Below are 16,795 nucleotides of genomic sequence, written 5' to 3'. Positions count from 1 at the left end.
TTCGCCAATACCTATTCTGGAGAGAAAAATGAAAGTTTTTTACGACAAAGATTGTGATTTGAGCCTGATCAAGGGCAAGACGGTCGCCATCATCGGCTACGGTAGCCAGGGCCACGCCCACGCGCAAAACCTGAACGACAGCGGCGTGAAAGTGATCGTCGGCCTGCGCAAGGGCGGCGCTTCCTGGCCCAAGGTCGAGAAAGCCGGCCTGAAGGTCGCCGAAGTCGCTGACGCGGTCAAGGCCGCCGACGTGGTCATGATTCTGCTGCCCGACGAACAGATCGGCGCGGTCTACAAGAACGACGTGGCCCCCAACATCAAGCAGGGCGCTTCCCTGGTGTTCGCCCACGGTTTCAACGTGCACTACGGTGCCGTGATCCCACGCGCCGACCTCGACGTCTGGATGGTTGCCCCCAAGGCCCCCGGCCACACGGTGCGCAACACCTACAGCCAGGGCGGCGGCGTGCCCCACCTGGTCGCGGTGCACCAGGACAAGTCCGGCAAGGCCCGTGACCTGGCCCTGAGCTATGCCATGGCCAACGGCGGCGGCAAGGCCGGCATCATTGAAACCAACTTCCGCGAAGAAACCGAAACCGACCTGTTCGGCGAGCAGGCCGTTCTGTGCGGCGGCACCGTCGAGCTGATCAAGGCCGGCTTCGAAACGCTGGTGGAAGCCGGCTATGCGCCTGAAATGGCCTACTTCGAATGCCTGCACGAACTCAAGCTGATCGTCGACCTGATTTATGAAGGCGGCATCGCCAACATGAACTACTCGATCTCGAACAATGCAGAGTACGGCGAGTACGTGACGGGCCCGAACATCGTGACCTCGGCCACGAAGGACGCCATGCGCAAGTGCCTGAAAGACATCCAGACGGGTGAATATGCCAAGAGCTTCCTGCTGGAAAACCAGGCGGGCGCGCCAACCCTGCTGAGCCGCCGCCGCCTCAATGCCGAGCACCAGATCGAAGTGGTGGGCGAGAAACTGCGCGCGATGATGCCCTGGATCGCCAAAAACAAGCTGGTCGACCAGACCCGTAACTAAGCGCAGGGTCCGTGAGGGCCTTGTCCTGCAAAGAGCCGCGCAAACTTCCTGCGCGGCTTTTTTACTGGCAGGCACACACTGGGGCGTGTCTCACGCCGTGAAATAATTTATACGGTGGCGATCTTGGTATCCTTGGCGCCTTGAACCGGCAATTGGCCCCCCACGGCGGGCAGACCGGCTTTCCTCTGGTGTCCTCGGATGCTATGTCCTTAGTAGCTGTTTGCGCGCACCAGCTGTGCTTCAGGAGTTTTTTTATGCATGATGGCGAAGAATCCGCGGGTAACGACCAGGAGGTCGTGATACGCAAGCGCCGCAAGGGCATTTACATATTGCCCAACCTCTTTACGCTGGCCGCCTTGTTTGGCGGCTTTTACGCCATCGTCATGGCCATGAACGGGCGCTTCGACCAGGCCGCCATTGGCGTGTTCTGCGCCATGGTGCTCGACAGCCTGGACGGGCGGGTGGCCCGCATGACCAACACGCAGAGCGCTTTCGGCGAGCAGATGGACTCGCTCTCGGACATGGTGTCGTTCGGCGCCGCTCCGGCCCTTATTGCGTACGTCTGGGCTTTGACCAGCCTGGGGCGCTGGGGCTGGATTGGGGCTTTTGTCTATTGCGCCTGCGCCGCGCTGCGCCTGGCGCGTTTTAACGTGAATACGGCGGTGGTTGACAAGCGCTTCTTCCAGGGCTTGCCGTCGCCGGCCGCTGCGGCTTTGGTGGCCGGCTTTATCTGGCTGATGACCGATGCGGGCATCAGTGGGGTCGAGGTGCGTTGGGTGACCTTCGGTCTCACGCTCTACGCGGGCCTCACCATGGTGACCAATGTGCCGTTCTACAGCTTCAAAGACGTGCAGATGAAGCGCAGCGTGCCTTTCGCTGCCATCGTGCTGATTGCGCTCGGAATAGCCGTCATCAACATCCATCCCCCGACCGTGATGTTCAGCCTGTTCGTGCTGTATGGCTTTTCGGGCTATGTGCTGTACGGCTGGCGCAAGGCCAAGGGCTTGCAGACCAGCGTCATCTCGACTTCCACGGACGAACCCGACGAACGTGGCCTGCACAAATAATTGTGGTACATTGACCAGATGAAACAAATTTCGCTAGCACTACTGCTATCTGCCAACGGGCGGAGACGGTAGCGCACGCGTACACCTGATTCAACGGCCCGTTTGCACCAGCAACGGGCCGTTTTTCTTTGGGTTGCTGGTTTTTGATCGATAGAGGAAAACCATGTTGAAGCAACCTGCCAGCAAGTATCCCGCCTTCGCACCCGTTGCCTTGCGCGACCGTACCTGGCCCGACGCTGTCCTGACGCAAGCGCCTGTCTGGCTCAGCACCGACCTGCGCGACGGCAACCAGGCGCTGATCGAGCCCATGGACATCGCGCGCAAACTGCGGATGTACGGACAACTGCTGCGGATCGGCTTCAAGGAGATCGAGGTCGGCTTTCCGGCGGCGTCGCAGGTGGAGTTCGATTTCGTGCGCCACCTGATCGACAAGGGCATGATTCCCGAGGATGTGACCATCCAGGTGATGACCCCAGCCAAGGAACCTTTGATACGCCGCACGATGGAGGCGGTGGCGGGTGCAAAGCGCGTCATCGTGCACCTCTACAACGCCACCTCGCCCTTGATGCGCGAAGTGGTCCTGGGCATGGATCCGGACCAGATCGTGGAGTTGGCCACCAGCCACGCGCGGCTGATCCAGGATCTGGCGCGTACCCAGCCCGACACCCAGTGGACTTTCCAGTATTCGCCCGAGCATTTCTCCGGCACCGAATTGGCGTTTTCCAGGCGCGTGGTCGATGCGGTCACCGAGGTATGGCAGCCCACGGCAGAACGTCCCTGCATCATCAACCTGCCGACCACGGTGGAGCATTCGACCCCCAACGTGTTCGCCGACATGATCGAGTGGATGCACCGCCACATTGCCAGGCGCGACGCGGTGGTGCTGTCGGTGCACCCGCACAATGATCGCGGGACCGGTGTGGCGGCGGCGGAGCTGGCCTTGATGGCCGGCGCGCAGCGGGTCGAAGGCTGCCTGTTTGGCAACGGTGAACGCACCGGCAACCTCGATATCGTCAATGTGGCACTCAACCTGTACACCCAGGGCGTGGCACCGAACCTTGACTTCTCCAACATCGACGAAATTCGCCGCACTGTGGAGCATTGCAACCAGTTGCCGGTGCACCCGCGCCATCCTTACGTCGGGGAATTGGTCTATACCTCGTTCTCCGGCACGCACCAGGATGCCATCAAGAAAGCCTTCGCCGTTCAACAAGAAGGCGCTGCCTGGGCCGTTCCCTACCTGCCCATCGACCCGAAAGACCTGGGACGCAGCTATGAGGCCGTGATTCGCGTCAACAGCCAGTCGGGCAAGGGCGGCATCGCGTATTTGCTGGAGAGCGAATACGGCCTTGAATTGCCGCGCCGGCTGCAGATCGAATTCAGCCAGGCGGTGCAGTCAGTGATGGACAGCGAAGGCAAGGAACTGACGGCGCAAGACCTGTGGCAGCTGTTTCAGGACGAATACGGCATGGCCGGCACCGCGGCGCCGCAGGTCCAGCAAAGCGTCTCGACGGACGGCGTGGCTTTGATGGCCCAGGTGCAAATCGCCGGCCAGACGTGGCAGATTGCGGGGCAGGGCGCCGGGCCTATCGAGGCCTTCGTCAACGGCTTGAACGCCGCACTGGGCACCACGGTGYGCGTGCTGGACTACCATGAACACGCCCTGGGCTCCGGCGCCGATGCCCGCGCCGTGGCCTACCTGGAATTGCGCGTCGACGAACGGCATACGGTGTTTGGCGTCGGCATGGACGCGAATATCGTCTCGGCGTCCTTGAAGGCCATCCTGTCAGGATGGCAGCGCGCGCAAATGCGCAAGGCTTCCGGCGAAAATACGTCTTGCGCCGATTTGGCCCCGTCTCACTAAGAATTCTTCAGGAGTCCCACCATGACCGACAAACTCATTATTTTCGACACCACCTTGCGCGACGGCGAGCAGTCGCCCGGCGCCTCCATGACCCGGGACGAAAAGCTGCGCATCGCCCGCCAGCTGGAACGCCTGAAGGTCGACGTGATCGAGGCCGGCTTTGCCGCCAGTTCCAACGGCGACTTCGAGTGCGTCAAGGCGATCGCGGAGGTCGTCAAGGACTCCACGGTCTGCTCGCTGGCGCGTGCCAACGACAGGGATATCTCCCGCGCCGCCGAGGCCTTGAAGCCGGCCGCCTCCGGTCGACTGCACCTGTTTCTGGCGACCAGTCCCCTGCATATGGAAAAGAAGCTGCGCATGACACCCGACCAGGTGTTCGAGCAAGCCAAACTCTCGGTGCGTTTTGCCAAGAACCTGATGGGCGACATCGAGTTCAGCCCCGAAGACGGTTATCGCTCTGAGCCTGACTTCCTCTGCCGTGTGCTGGAAGCCGTGATCAAGGAGGGTGCGACCACCATCAACGTGCCCGACACCGTGGGCTACGCCATCCCCGAGCTCTACGGCAACTTCATCAAGAACCTGCGCGAGCGCATTCCCAACAGCGACAAGGCCGTCTGGTCGGTCCACTGCCACAACGACCTGGGCATGGCGGTCGCCAATTCGCTCGCCGGCGTGAAAATCGGCGGCGCGCGGCAGGTGGAATGCACGATCAACGGCCTGGGCGAGCGCGCCGGCAATTGTTCGCTGGAAGAAGTGGTGATGGCCGTCAAGACCCGCAGGGATTATTTCGGCCTGGACCTGGGCATAGACACGCAGCACATTCTTGCGGCCAGCCGCATGGTGAGCCAGACCACCGGTTTTGTGGTGCAGCCGAACAAGGCGGTCGTCGGCGCCAACGCGTTTGCGCACGCTTCCGGCATCCACCAGGACGGCGTGCTCAAGGCGCGCGACACCTATGAAATCATGCGTGCCGAAGACGTGGGCTGGAGCGCCAACAAGATCGTGCTGGGCAAGCTGAGCGGGCGCAACGCCTTTAAGCAGCGCCTGCTCGAGCTCGGCGTTGCCATGGAGAGCGAAGCGGAGATCAACAACGCCTTTGCCAAATTCAAGGAACTCGCCGACCGCAAGAGTGAAATTTTCGACGAAGACATCCTGGCGCTGGCCAGCGATGAAAGCGCTTCCCACGACAACGAGCAGTACGGCTTTGTGTCCCTGTCGCAGCACAGTGAAACCGGCGAACGCCCCCAGGCCAGCGTCGTGTTCACGGTGGCCGGCAAGGAAGTCAAAGGCGAGTCGGACGGCAACGGCCCCGTGGACGCTTCCCTCAAGGCCATCGAATCACACGTCAAAAGCGGTGCCGAGATGGTGCTTTACTCCGTGAACGCCATCAGCGGGTCGACGGAAAGCCAGGGGGAAGTCACGGTGCGCTTGCAGAACAGCGGACGGGTTGTCAATGGGGTGGGCGCCGACCCGGACATCGTGGTGGCCTCGGCCAAGGCTTATCTGAGCGCCTTGAACAAACTCCAAAGTAAAGCTGACCGGGTGGCCGCGCAGGGTTGATGTAACAATTGGGAAAATAAAGTCGTTTAAATTCAACGACTTGGCGCGAAGTCTGGGTGCAAACCGGGAGGCGAAGCGGAAAAATCGCACGAATTGAGTGTATTTTTAGGAAAGTCACGCAAGTTTTTGATATTGCGTGACTTTTTCTATTTGTATACACTCCAGCCATCCCATCATTGCAATCCCACGCAGGCAATATTCACCATGTCTCATCAGATTTTCAATCGCGCATTAAAAATCGTTGGATTCGTGGCTCTGATAGCCGCCTTTGCAGTGCCCGCCGCCAATGCGGCGACCGCCAAAAATACCATTGTCAAAAAGCAGCACGCTTCTTCGAAGGCGTCGGCTTCCAAAAAAGTTGTCTCCACGCGCAAGAGCGTACGTTTTGTTGCAGGTACCAAGCGCCGCAGCATCATCCGCGCCTCGGTGCCGGCCAAACCGTCTTTCGGCCAGATCGCCGGCCTGCACAGCGCGCAGGATCCGCTGGAACTCAAGTCCAGCGTGGCGCTGGTGATTGACCAGGACACGCGCGAAGTGCTGTTCAGCAAGAACGACCATGCGGTGCTGCCTATCGCGTCCCTCACCAAGCTGATGACCGGTGTCATCATCAGCGGTGCCAAGCTGCCCATGGACGAGATGATCACCGTGACGCAGGATGACGTGGACACAGAAAAGGGCAGCAGCTCGCGCCTGAAGGTCGGCACCACACTGACTCGCGGCGAACTGCTGCACCTGGCCCTGATGTCCAGCGAAAACCGCGCGGCGCACGCGCTGGGCCGCACCTATCCCGGCGGTATGGCAACCTTCGTGAGCCTGATGAATGCCAAAGCCAAGATGCTGGGCATGACCGACACCAGCTATGTGGAGCCCACGGGCCTGTCCAGCCGCAACCAGTCAAGCGCGCAAGACCTCGCGACGCTGGTCAATGCCGCCCACGGCGATCCCATGCTGCGTGAACTGTCCACGTCCACCGGTTACCAGGTGGCAGTCGGCAGCCGCACGCTGCAGTACAACAACACCAACCGCCTCGTGAAGAACCCCGAGTGGGACATAGGCCTGCAGAAAACCGGCTACATCTCTGAAGCCGGCCAGTGCCTGGTCATGCAGACCAAAATTGCGGGCCGCAAGCTGATCATGGTGTTCCTGGATTCCGCCGGCAAGCTGAGCCGCCTGGGTGACGCCGAGCGCGTGCGCCGCTGGGTGGAGTCCAACCCGGTGACCGAGCCCAAGGTCAACGTCAGCGCTTCCGCCAAGCAAGCCAACGGCTGATTCAGCCATTGCTTGCGGCAGCTGGCACGGAAGGCCAGCGCCCCTTCTTCCTTTTTTTCTTCTTATTTCGGCCTGTAGCCCAGCGCCGCTGAAATTTCATTGGCCGTTGCCTGCAGCTTGGGCAGCCAATGTTCATCAAGCCGGTCCGCCGGCGCCGAAATCGACAAGCCCGCCACCAGCTTGTTCTGGTCGTCGTAAATGCCGGCGGCCATGCAGCGCACTCCCAGTTCCAGCTCCTCGTTGTCGCGCGCGATGCCGTACTGGCGCGCCTTGGAGAGCTCGCGCTCGAGCACCGGCAACTGGGTGATGCTGTTGCGCGTCTGCCCCGACAGCCCGGTGCGCGTCGCATAGGTGCGCAGGCGCTGGGGATCGTCAAAAGCCAGGAACAGCTTGCCCACGGAAGTCAGATGCAGCGGCGCGCGGCCGCCAATGGCACGAACCACCTGCATGCCGGAGCGCTCGCTGTAGGCGCGTTCCACGTACACGATTTCGTCGCCCTGGCGCATGCTCAGGTTCACCGGTTGCTGGGTGATCTTGTGCAGTTCTCGCATGGGGGTCAGTGCCGCCTCGCGCACATCCAGGCGGGCCTTCACGAGATTGCCCAGCTCCAGCAGCCGCATGCCCAACCGGTAGCTGCCCGCCGCGGGGCGGTCGACAAAACGCCCGGTGGCCAGGTCGTTCAGGATGCGGTGGGCCGTGGACGGGTGCAGGCCCGATTTTTCGCTGATTTCCTTGAGCGACAAGGCCTCTTCGCGGTTCGCCAGGATTTCAAGCAGCGTGAACATTCTCTCGAGGACCTGGACGGTCGGTGTGGCGGAAGGGGCGGAGTCGGGCTTTTTCATGTGCAGGCTTTCTGCTGCAAATTTTACCCTGTGAAATGCAAATGCGTCTGCTGATGCAGGCTGAGAGGGGGTCAAGCCGGGTCTGAAAGACTGTTGGAGCCGGCGCCGGAGACAGAAGGCTTTGCGGAAAGAACCCATCTGCCATCCAGCAGCACTTCATTGGGGCTGAATCCAGCCTTGTAATTCATCTTCGGGCTCTCGGCTATCCAGTAACCCAGGTAGACATAAGGCAGCTCCAGGCGCCGCGCCTGCTCGATCTGCCAGAGTACGCTGTAGTTGCCGTAGCTGGCACGGGTGTCCGGCTCATAGAAGGTGTACACCGCCGAAATGCCGTCCTCCAGCACGTCAAGGATGGAGACCATCTTGAGCGCTCCCGGTTCACCATTGGGAAGGGTTTCACGGAACTCCACCAGCCGTGAGTTGACGCGGCTTTGCAGCAGGAACTGGGTGTACTGGTCGATGCTGTCGTGGTCCATTCCGCCGCCCGCGTGGCGGCCGTTCTGGTAGCGCAGGTAGAGCTGGTAGTGCTCCGGCATGAAGCAGAGCTTGAGAATGCGGGCGTGCAGGGTGCGATGCCGGTTCCAGGCGCGGCGCTGGCTGCGGTCCGGCCTGAAAAGTTCGACCGGCACCCGCAGCGGCACGCAAGCCTGGCAGCCGTCGCAGTAGGGGCGGTAGGTGAACATGCCGCTGCGGCGAAAGCCGTTGGTCACCAGCTCCGAATAGGCGTCGTTGTGGATCAGATGGCTGGGCGTTGCGACCTGCGAGCGGGCCTGCTTTCCCGGCAGGTAGCTGCAGGGGTAGGGTGCCGTTGCATAGAACTGCAAGGTTTGCAGGGGCAGGTCTTTGAGGTGCGTCACGGTAGGTCTGTCATTCCCGTCGTCAGAAGCTGATTCCAGTATACGGGTTTGAATTCCCAGAGGGGTGCGGTTTTGTTCACGTTTGCGGCGAGATGAGAGACAAATTGCGCGCGGGTGATTTCACCGGCCCCCAGCGATGCCAGATGCCGTGTGTTTTGCTGGCAGTCGATCATGGCCATTTCGTGTGCGCGGCAAAAAGCCACCAGCGCCGCCAGCGCGATCTTCGAGGCGTCGCTCTGGTGGGCGAACATCGATTCACCGAACACCATGCGGCCCAGGTTGACGCAGTACAGGCCGCCAACCAGTTCGCCATCTACCCAGGTTTCCACGCTATGGGCATGGCCGGCCCGGTGCAGGCTGGTGTAGGCCTGCACCATGTCCGGAACAATCCATGTGCCCGGCTGGCCCGCGCGCGGCTTGTCGGCGCAGGCATTGATGACGCGCTCGAAGGCGCTGTCGAAGCGGAGTTCACAACCGGGCTTAGCCTGGAAATGAGCCAGGGTTTTGCGCAGCGAACGGTGCAGCTTGAAATCATGCGTCTGCAAAACCATGCGCGGATCGGGGCTCCACCACAGCGGTGGCTGGCCCAGGCTGAACCATGGAAAAATCCCGCGCGAATAAGCCAAAACCAGCGTGGGCACATCCAGTGCTGCGCCGGCTGCGAGCAACCCCGGGGCAGGGTCGTGATGACTCCAGGCTTCTTCAAGCGGCGGAAAGCTCTCGCCGGCGGCAAGCCAGGGAACAGGGCGGGGAAGTTTTCCCATGCTTAAAAGCGCATCGGCATGAAACGGTGAGAGCGATGAAAGCGGCAAGCCGGGGAGGGCATGCACACATGGTAGCCGAGTGGATTCATTGACGGATTAAGTCATAGTGTTCGATGACCTTGGCAGGGGCGCTATGGATTTGATAGCTGCATGCATCTGTCGAGCGAGGGGTTTAGCGTACCGCTCTCAGCGTGACGTATTTGGTGAAGCCGCCTCCCTGGTCCCGTCCGCGGAAAACTGCCCAATGAAATTCGGCGAGCTTAAAAAGTGCAGAAATTGACGCTATAATCTAAGGCTGTATTCCTCAATAGCTCAGTTGGTAGAGCGCCGGACTGTTAATCCGTAGGTCCCTGGTTCGAGCCCAGGTTGAGGAGCCAAGAACAAGCCGAAAGGCAATCAAAGCCCGCTACCTGATTCAGGTTGCGGGCTTTTTTTTCGGGTGCGTCTTATGCTGGAGTCCCCGGCTGGCCGCGAGCGTGTTTCGCAATAGTCGATCGATGATCTTCGTCACCGAGACCCCGACTAACGCAGTGTTGTCCGCAACCGTTTGCCGAATTGTGCATTCAACCTGGTGATCATGGCCTCCGCACGCTGGGCTATGTGGGACACTGCCGAAGGTATGGGGGAAACGAATGTCCGATCAAGATTTTGACCACGAATATCCCCGCGTGCTGAGCATCGCGGGTTCCGACAGCGGTGGCGGGGCCGGCATCCAGGCCGACCTCAAAACCTTCGCCGCGCTGGGCTGCTACGGCATGACGGCCATCACCGCGCTGACGGCGCAGAACACGCGTGGGGTACGCGCCATCCACGGCGTGCCGCCGCAGATGCTGCGCGACCAGATTGACGCCGTGATCGAAGACATGGGCACGGACGCGGTGAAGATAGGCATGCTGCACGCACCCGACATCGTGCAGACCGTGGCCCAGGCGATTGACCGCCACGCGCTGCGCAACGTGGTGCTGGATCCTGTCATGGTTGCTACCAGCGGCGCGGTGCTGATCGACAACCCCGCCATCGCGATACTGGTGAGCGAGCTGTTTCCGCGCGCCATCCTGGTCACGCCCAACCTCGACGAGGCCTCGCTGCTGGTCGGCCGGCCGCTGGCCGACGAAGAAGCCATGCAGGCCGCCGCAGAGGAGCTTCTGGCCAAAGGCGCTCGCGCCGTGCTGCTCAAGGGCGGGCATCTGCCCGGCGACGTGGTGAGCGACCTGCTGGCCACCCAAGGCGGCGAGTTGCACTGGATGCGCGGGCCGCGCATTGCCAGCCCCAACACCCACGGGACCGGTTGCACCTTGTCGTCCGCGATCGCGGCACATCTGGCCCTGGGCCAACCCTTGCTGGCGGCGGTGCAGCTGGCGCGCGGCTATGTGCGCGGCGCGCTGCAGGCCGGCGCCCGGGTGCGTACGGGCGAGGGTAGCGGGCCGCTGAACCACGGCCACGCGCCCCTTGCGATGCGGCTCAGGCCGCTGCGCTGAGGGGCTGGCGGCCGGGGCGAGTCAGGCGCGCCAGCACAAAGGTCAAGGCCAGCGTCGGCAACGCCGCGCCCCAGTCGGGCGCGAGCTTGGCACACAGGTGGTAGCAGGCAATGCCCAGCAGCCAGACGGCGACGGCGCTCGGGTTTACCTTGCGTGCGGCCACCAGCGAAGCGATATGGGGCGTGCCGGCCAGCCGCGCCAGGATCACACCGTACAAGGGCACAAACACCGAACTGAGCATCAGCAAAAACGGCTCCAGGCTGTGCATGGGCAGCACCAGCGCCAGCGCGGTGCACAGCAGGGTCAGGCCCACGCCCCAGCGGCGCACGCTCCAGGCCGGCTTCAGGCTGTGGCCGGCCACCGAGCCCGAATAGAGGTCGCCGTAGGCGTTGTCGACCTCGTCGATCAGGATCAACCCCAACGCGATCAGCCCGCCCTGCGCCAGCAGCAGCGCGGCGACCAGGTCGGTGCTGGGTGTTGTGATGGCGACCAGCACACCCAGCGCGTAGCACCAGATATTGGCCACCGCATAGCCCAGCCATGTGCCGCGCAAAGCGCTGTTGCCGTCACGCCCGTGGCGCGCGAAATCGGCCACCAGCGGCAGCCAGGAAACCGGCATGGCGATCACCAGGTCCAGCGCCGACAGCGTGCTCATGCCGCCTTCACCGGGGCGGTTCCACAGCGCGGCCAGGCCCTGGCTGTTGGCCTTGGCCAGGAACTGCCAGGTCAACCACAGCAGCGAGGCGATGACCAGCGGCAAGCCGTAGCGTCCTATGAATTTGCGCACCAGCCTGACCATGGAACCCGACAGCAGTGCCAGCAGCACCGCGCCCCAGAGCAGCGTGGCCAGCAAGGGCCACATAGCGCCCGCAAAGCCCCCAGACTGGCGCGCGATGGCAACAGTGCCGTCGCGCATCACCACCAGCTCGAAGGTGGTCCAGCCTATCAGTTGCACGATGTTCAGCAGCACGGGCAGGCGTGCGAAGCCGCTGCCATAGGTCGCATGCATCAGCCCAGCGCTCGAAAGCCCGCTGTCGCAGCCGATCTTGGCCGTCCAGGCCAGCAGGCCCGCGCCCAGGATGGAGCCGCAGACGATCACCGCCAACGCCGTTTGTGTGCCCAGGGCCGGCACCAGGTAGGCGCCTATCTGCATGACCAGCAGGCCCACGCCCAGGCTAAGCCAGAGCGCGGCATGGTCGCTCCAGCCGAACAGGCGCTCGCCCGCGGGCAGTGGTGTGAGAGCCGTGTTGCCGGCGGCGGAGGTTGAGGGCGTGGTCATCAGCAGTTCCGATCTTCAATGCCAGGTCGGCCTGCCTGAAGCCCGCAAGAACAGCGGACCTGTGGAACATGCTTCCCTGCGCGAGGATTACCTCAAATCAGGTTCAAAGGGACTTTCTCAGCCGCCGCCGTTCGGAATCACGAACCGCGGCAACACCCCCAGCGAAAGCGCCCTTGCGGGCACTGCACAAATTGTAGGGTGGATTCAGGCTTGATTCGAGCCGCAGCAAAAAGCCCGCGCATGGCGGGCTTTTGAAAAGAGCGGGGCCTGCGCCGGCTAGTCGTCAAACACCGGCGACTCGACGCCCAGCACCTTGTGCAGTTTCGGGCTGGTCGTGGTGTATTGCAGGTGAATTTTCTTGTCGGGGAAGATGAAGGGTGCAGCGCCAAAGGCGGCCAGCGCGCATTCATGGAAACCGCTGAGGATCAGCTTCTTCTTGCCCGGGTAGGTGTTGATGTCACCCACCGCGAAGATGCCGGGGACATTGGTGGAGAATTTTTCGGTGTCCACCTTGAGTTGCTTGCGCTCGATGTCCAGGCCCCAATCGGCGATCGGCCCCAGCTTGGGTGACAGGCCGAAGAACACCAGCAGCACGTCCAGCGGCACCACGCGCGTGATGCCATCAGATCCGGTGACCTTGGCACCCGTCAGCCGGCCTTGTTTTTCCTCGTAGCCGGTGACCTGGCCCACGACGAACTGCATCTCGTAGGCATCGCAGAGCTCACGCATTTTGGCCACGCTGGCGGGCGCCGCCTGGAAGCCGTCGCGCCGGTGGACCAGGATCACGCTTTCGGCCTTGTTCGGGCCCTCGGCTGCGAAGTTCAGCGCCCAGTCGAGCGCGGAGTCGCCGCCGCCTACGATCACCAGGTTTTTGCCGGCAAAGTCGGCCGGGTTTTTCACGCGGTAGAACAGCTGGCTGTCGTCGAATTGCTCCAGGCCGTCGACGCGCAGCAGCTTGGGCTGGAAAGCGCCTACGCCCGCCGCGATAAAAATCGTCTTGGTCAGGAAGCGCGTGCCCTTGGAAGTTTCGACAAAAAAGCGGCCGTCCTGCTGCCGTTCGACCGTGCTGACTTCCTGGCCGAAATGAAAGGTCGCGCCGAAAGGCTCGATCTGCCTGAGCAAGTTGTCGGTCAGTTCTTTGCCGGTGCACATGGGCACGGCGGGAATGTCGTAAATCGGCTTGTCGGGGTAGAGCTCTATGCACTGGCCGCCCGGATAGGCCAGCGAGTCGATCACATGCGCCTTGATCTCCAGCAGGCCCAGCTCGAACACCTGGAACAGTCCCACAGGCCCGGCGCCGACGATCACCGCATCGGTTTCGATGGGGCCGTCGTGCTCGGCTGCGGTGTTGATCACTTCTTGGTTCAGTTGGGGTTCCATGGTTCCTGGGGCGCCGGGCGGCCGCAAGGGCCTGGGGCCGGCGGCCCCGGGTCAGCTTAGCGGATCAATTCGGACAGTTTGCCCGTCTTGTCTTTCCATTCCTCGGCRTCGGGCAAAGCATCCTTGCGCTTGGTGATGCTTTTCCAGCCCTCGGCACGGCTCAATTCCACATTGAGCTTGATGAAGGCAATCTGGTCGGCCGGCACGTCTTCCTCGGCATAGATGGCGTTCACGGGGCATTCCGGAATGCAGACGGCGCAGTCAATGCACTCGTCCGGATCGATCACCAGCATGTTGGGGCCTTCGCGGAAGCAGTCCACGGGGCAGACATCCACACAGTCGGTGTATTTGCAGCGGATGCAGGATTCGGAGACGATGTGGGTCATGTTTTTTCTAGGCTGGTCGGTGGAAACCCTTGATTTTAAGAGGTTTCCGCCAACAGGGTTATCAAAGACGCAAAGCGCTGTGCGCCTCGCGTGAAGGCCGGCTTAAAGGACCAGCGCCGCACCTGAGGTTCTGTGCGAGGCCGTATCCACCAGCACCAGCGAGCCCAGSATGCGCGAACGCGCATAGGGCAGGGTGGCCAACGGCTCCTGCAGGCTCAGCTCGATATGGCCGATGGCATTGGGCGGCAGCTCGCTGGCGTCTTCCTCGGCCAGGGTGTTCACGTCGAGCTTGTGCACGATGCGCTTGACCTTGGCCTTGACCCAGCGGTGGCCGTGCAGCGTCCAGTAGACGCGGCCGGCGACCAGCGGCTCGTCGTCCATCCACGCCACGGTGGCCGAGATTTCGCGTGAGGGCTCGAAGCTGTCCACGGCCAGCAGCCAGTCGCCGCGCGACACGTCGACTTCGCGGTCCAGCACGATGCCCGCACTGTGGCCGGCCAATATGGTCTTGGGCTGGCGGATGTGATCAAGCACCTGGGCCACCACCGCAGTCTTGCCGCTGGGCAGGATGGTCACGCTCTGGCCCGGCTGTACACCGCCGGTAGCGACACGCCCCCAGAAGACGCGGCGGCCTTGCGAAGTGTCGGACGATGACGAGAATTTTTCGACCCACTGCACCGGAAATGCAAACGCTTCGGTGCTCTCCGCGGCCGTCACGGGCAGGTGCTCCAGCAACTGCAGCAGCGACAGGCCTTCATACCCGCACCAGCCGGGCTTGCCGTCGACCACGTTGTAGCCCTTGAGGGCCGACACCGGTACCGTCGCCTTCACAGGGATGCGCGCGGCCTTGGCGAAGGCGGCCAGCGCCGCGTCAATATTCTTGAACGCAAGCGCCGGGTCTTCTACCGCGTCGAGTTTGTTGACAGCGAACACGATGGACGGCACGCGCAGCAGGTTGACCAGCAGCGAATGGCGGCGGGTTTGCTGCAGCAGTTCCAGCGATGGGTTTTTCCAGTCGAGCTTGGTGGCATCGACCAGCACCACGGCGGCGTCGGCGCTGGAGGCGGCCGTCACCATGTTGCGGGTGTATTGCTCGTGGCCGGGTGCATCGCCGATGATGAACTTGCGGCTTTCGGTGGCGAAGTAGCGGTAGGCCACATCGATGGTGATGCCCTGTTCGCGTTCGGCCGACAGGCCATCGGTCAGAAGGGCCAGGTCGGTCTCGCCGCCGCGCTGCACGCCGGCCAGGTGGTCTTGCAGCACCGCACGGCTGTCCACCAGCAGGCGGCCGATGAGGGTGCTTTTGCCATCGTCAACCGAGCCGCAGGTGATGAATTTCAGCGCCGGCTTCAGGTCGTTCTGTCCCGGTACGGCTTCCAGTTGGGCGGTACCCGCTATCAAATCAGTCGTGCTCATCAGAAATACCCGTCTTTCTTGCGCTTTTCCATGGAGGCGTCGGAAGTCTTGTCGTCCATGCGTGTGGCGCCGCGCTCGCTCACGTCGGCGGCGAGCGTTTCAATCACGATCTCGGCGGCCGTGGCGGCCGGGCTGTCCACCGGGCAGGTGCAGGTGATGTCGCCCACGGTGCGAAAGCGCACGGTTTTTTCAACGATTTGTTCGCCGTCGCGCGCGGGGGTCAGGTCGGTCACCGGCACCAGCAGGCCCTTGCGCTCGACCACCTTGCGCTGGTGTGCGTAGTAGAGCGAGGGCAGCGCGATTTTTTCGCGTTCGATGTACTGCCACACGTCGAGTTCGGTCCAGTTGGAAATCGGGAACACGCGGAAGTGTTCGCCGGGCTGCAGCCGGGTATTGAACAGCGTCCAGAGTTCGGGGCGCTGCGCCTTGGGCTGCCACTGGCCGAAGCTGTCGCGGTGCGAAAAAATGCGCTCCTTGGCGCGGGCCTTTTCCTCGTCGCGGCGGGCGCCGCCTATCAGCGCGTCAAAGCGGAATTCGTCAATCGCCTCCAGCAGCGTGACCGATTGGTGCACATTGCGCGACTCGCCCGGATGGGCCAGGCGCACGGTGCCGCGTTTCATGGAGTCTTCGACATTGCGCACAATGAGTTCGGCGCCCAGTTCCTTGGCACGGAAGTCGCGGAAGTCGGTTACTTCGTGGAAGTTGTGGCCGGTGTCGATCATCAGCAGCGGGTAGGGGATGCGGCCCACGCCAAAGGCCTTTTCGGCGCACTTGAGCATCACCAGCGAATCCTTGCCACCCGAAAACAGCAGGGCAGGGCGCTCAAAGGCGGCGGCTACTTCGCGCAGGATGAAGATGGTTTCCTCTTCCAGCGCATCGAGGTGGGAGTTGGACAGCCGCGCGATGGAGTTCGCCGGGTCGGCTGGCAGCAGGTGGGAGGGTGAGCGGGCGTTCATAGGTCGGTCAGTGCGCAAGGTGCAGGCCGCATTCGCGGTTGTCTTCGCCCTTGGTAGGGTCTACATAGTCGAAGTTGTTGGGCAGGCGGTTGATTTCGCAGTACTGGTAGAGGTCCTTCGACGACCAGTGCAGCAGCGGCGCAACCTTGATCAGGCCGTCGGGGTTGACGCTGACCGGGTCCATCTGGGCGCGGACCGCGGTATCAGTGGCGCGCAGGGCCGTGAACCAGACCTGGGGCGCGGTTTCACGCAGGGCACGGGCAAATGGCTCGAGTTTCACTTCTTCCGTGAAAGCCGCATGGCGCGGGGCGTCCAGCGCCGGGGTCGGGCCTTCGACGGCCTCGCGGTGCGCACGGGAGCGGCGCGGCAGGTAAATATGCAGGTCCAGCTTGAGCAGCTTCGTCACTTCATCGGCGAAGCGGTAAGTGGCCTCGGTGTTGTAGCCGTTGTCCATCCAGACCACGGGAACGCGGGGATTGGCACGCGTCACCATGTGCAGGATCACCGCTTCGAAGGGGCGGAAATTGGTGGTGACGATGGCGGGCCGGCCCAATCCCACGGCCCAGTCCACCAGGCCTTGCGCATTGCGGCCGAGTTCCGCGTTGATTTTTTCAAGGTTGAGGCTCATGGTG

At 62.5% G+C, this 16,795-nt stretch carries 15 protein-coding genes and 1 tRNA gene; 7 read left to right on the top strand and 9 right to left on the bottom strand.

Features of this window, described 5'->3' with window-relative positions:
* Window positions 1–28 precede the first annotated feature (28 nt).
* The 5 genes from ilvC (at window position 29) to pbpG (ending at window position 6,805) form a co-directional block, all read left to right on the top strand.
* Entirely contained in the window at window positions 29–1,045 is a 1,017-nt protein-coding gene (gene ilvC, locus AC1DXS_RS13380; protein WP_477737978.1) for a ketol-acid reductoisomerase, read from the top strand.
* 254 nt (window positions 1,046–1,299) lie between these two features.
* The gene (gene pssA, locus AC1DXS_RS13375) at window positions 1,300–2,112 is read left to right on the top strand and encodes a CDP-diacylglycerol--serine O-phosphatidyltransferase (RefSeq protein WP_477737977.1); all 813 of its coding nucleotides are present in this window, start codon (window positions 1,300–1,302) and stop codon (window positions 2,110–2,112) included.
* Between the two features lie 163 nt (window positions 2,113–2,275).
* A complete protein-coding gene (gene leuA, locus AC1DXS_RS13370; protein ID WP_477737976.1) occupies window positions 2,276–3,976 on the top strand; it encodes a 2-isopropylmalate synthase in 1,701 nt (566 codons plus the stop codon).
* A gap of 21 nt (window positions 3,977–3,997) precedes the next feature.
* The gene (locus AC1DXS_RS13365) at window positions 3,998–5,536 is read left to right on the top strand and encodes a 2-isopropylmalate synthase (RefSeq protein ID WP_477737975.1); all 1,539 of its coding nucleotides are present in this window, start codon (window positions 3,998–4,000) and stop codon (window positions 5,534–5,536) included.
* Window positions 5,537–5,740: 204 nt separating this feature from the next.
* Window positions 5,741–6,805: a D-alanyl-D-alanine endopeptidase gene (pbpG, locus tag AC1DXS_RS13360; protein WP_477737974.1), complete on the top strand. Its 1,065-nt coding sequence runs from the start codon at window positions 5,741–5,743 to the stop codon at window positions 6,803–6,805.
* Between the two features lie 62 nt (window positions 6,806–6,867).
* Here pbpG and AC1DXS_RS13355 read toward each other — a convergent pair whose 3' ends face one another.
* The 3 genes from AC1DXS_RS13355 to aat form a co-directional block, all read right to left on the bottom strand.
* Complete coding sequence (locus tag AC1DXS_RS13355; RefSeq protein ID WP_477737973.1) at window positions 6,868–7,647, bottom strand: IclR family transcriptional regulator; 780 nt, start codon at window positions 7,645–7,647, stop codon at window positions 6,868–6,870.
* Between the two features lie 71 nt (window positions 7,648–7,718).
* The gene (locus AC1DXS_RS13350; protein WP_477737972.1) at window positions 7,719–8,504 is read right to left on the bottom strand and encodes an arginyltransferase; all 786 of its coding nucleotides are present in this window, start codon (window positions 8,502–8,504) and stop codon (window positions 7,719–7,721) included.
* Window positions 8,501–9,268, bottom strand: coding sequence for a leucyl/phenylalanyl-tRNA--protein transferase (gene aat / locus AC1DXS_RS13345; RefSeq protein WP_477737971.1), 768 nt, complete (start codon window positions 9,266–9,268; stop codon window positions 8,501–8,503). The genes AC1DXS_RS13350 and aat overlap by 4 nt, the downstream gene beginning before the upstream one ends.
* A 301-nt stretch (window positions 9,269–9,569) precedes the next feature.
* Here aat and AC1DXS_RS13340 point away from each other — a divergent pair.
* Together AC1DXS_RS13340 and thiD are read left to right on the top strand one after the other, a co-directional pair.
* Window positions 9,570–9,645, top strand: a tRNA-Asn gene (locus tag AC1DXS_RS13340).
* Between the two features lie 255 nt (window positions 9,646–9,900).
* A complete protein-coding gene (gene thiD / locus AC1DXS_RS13335; RefSeq protein WP_477737970.1) occupies window positions 9,901–10,746 on the top strand; it encodes a bifunctional hydroxymethylpyrimidine kinase/phosphomethylpyrimidine kinase in 846 nt (281 codons plus the stop codon).
* Here thiD and AC1DXS_RS13330 read toward each other — a convergent pair.
* The 6 genes from AC1DXS_RS13330 to AC1DXS_RS13305 all read right to left on the bottom strand — a co-directional run bounded on the left by AC1DXS_RS13330 (window position 10,730) and on the right by AC1DXS_RS13305 (window position 16,791).
* Window positions 10,730–12,025: a purine-cytosine permease family protein gene (locus AC1DXS_RS13330; protein WP_477737969.1), complete on the bottom strand. Its 1,296-nt coding sequence runs from the start codon at window positions 12,023–12,025 to the stop codon at window positions 10,730–10,732. The two genes, thiD and AC1DXS_RS13330, sit on opposite strands and share 17 nt — an antisense overlap.
* A 276-nt stretch (window positions 12,026–12,301) precedes the next feature.
* A complete protein-coding gene (locus AC1DXS_RS13325; RefSeq protein ID WP_477737968.1) occupies window positions 12,302–13,405 on the bottom strand; it encodes an NAD(P)/FAD-dependent oxidoreductase in 1,104 nt (367 codons plus the stop codon).
* Window positions 13,406–13,461: 56 nt separating this feature from the next.
* Window positions 13,462–13,791 carry a ferredoxin FdxA gene (fdxA, locus tag AC1DXS_RS13320; RefSeq protein WP_007869720.1) on the bottom strand — a complete coding sequence of 110 codons (330 nt, stop codon included), beginning with the start codon at window positions 13,789–13,791 and terminating at the stop codon, window positions 13,462–13,464.
* Between the two features lie 102 nt (window positions 13,792–13,893).
* The gene (locus tag AC1DXS_RS13315; protein WP_477737967.1) at window positions 13,894–15,207 is read right to left on the bottom strand and encodes a sulfate adenylyltransferase subunit 1; all 1,314 of its coding nucleotides are present in this window, start codon (window positions 15,205–15,207) and stop codon (window positions 13,894–13,896) included.
* Window positions 15,207–16,163, bottom strand: a complete 957-nt coding sequence (cysD, locus tag AC1DXS_RS13310) for a sulfate adenylyltransferase subunit CysD (RefSeq protein WP_477737966.1) — start codon at window positions 16,161–16,163, stop codon at window positions 15,207–15,209. Before cysD ends, AC1DXS_RS13315 begins: the two co-directional genes overlap by 1 nt.
* A gap of 7 nt (window positions 16,164–16,170) precedes the next feature.
* Window positions 16,171–16,791 carry a phosphoadenosine phosphosulfate reductase domain-containing protein gene (locus tag AC1DXS_RS13305; protein WP_477737965.1) on the bottom strand — a complete coding sequence of 207 codons (621 nt, stop codon included), beginning with the start codon at window positions 16,789–16,791 and terminating at the stop codon, window positions 16,171–16,173.
* Window positions 16,792–16,795: the final 4 nt, after the last annotated feature.

The organism is Polaromonas sp. P3_B1 (genome assembly GCF_056402935.1).
This window is presented reverse-complemented; position numbering and strand designations above follow the sequence as displayed.

Coding starts and splice junctions, on each gene's coding strand:
- ilvC (WP_477737978.1), top strand. CDS start 29: ATGAAAGTTTTTTACGACAAAGATTGTGATTTGAGCCTGATCAAGGGC.
- pssA (WP_477737977.1), top strand. CDS start 1,300: ATGCATGATGGCGAAGAATCCGCGGGTAACGACCAGGAGGTCGTGATA.
- AC1DXS_RS13365 (WP_477737975.1), top strand. CDS start 3,998: ATGACCGACAAACTCATTATTTTCGACACCACCTTGCGCGACGGCGAG.
- pbpG (WP_477737974.1), top strand. CDS start 5,741: ATGTCTCATCAGATTTTCAATCGCGCATTAAAAATCGTTGGATTCGTG.
- AC1DXS_RS13355 (WP_477737973.1), bottom strand. CDS start 7,647: ATGAAAAAGCCCGACTCCGCCCCTTCCGCCACACCGACCGTCCAGGTC.
- aat (WP_477737971.1), bottom strand. CDS start 9,268: ATGGGAAAACTTCCCCGCCCTGTTCCCTGGCTTGCCGCCGGCGAGAGC.
- thiD (WP_477737970.1), top strand. CDS start 9,901: ATGTCCGATCAAGATTTTGACCACGAATATCCCCGCGTGCTGAGCATC.
- AC1DXS_RS13330 (WP_477737969.1), bottom strand. CDS start 12,025: ATGACCACGCCCTCAACCTCCGCCGCCGGCAACACGGCTCTCACACCA.
- AC1DXS_RS13325 (WP_477737968.1), bottom strand. CDS start 13,405: ATGGAACCCCAACTGAACCAAGAAGTGATCAACACCGCAGCCGAGCAC.
- cysD (WP_477737966.1), bottom strand. CDS start 16,163: ATGAACGCCCGCTCACCCTCCCACCTGCTGCCAGCCGACCCGGCGAAC.
- AC1DXS_RS13305 (WP_477737965.1), bottom strand. CDS start 16,791: ATGAGCCTCAACCTTGAAAAAATCAACGCGGAACTCGGCCGCAATGCG.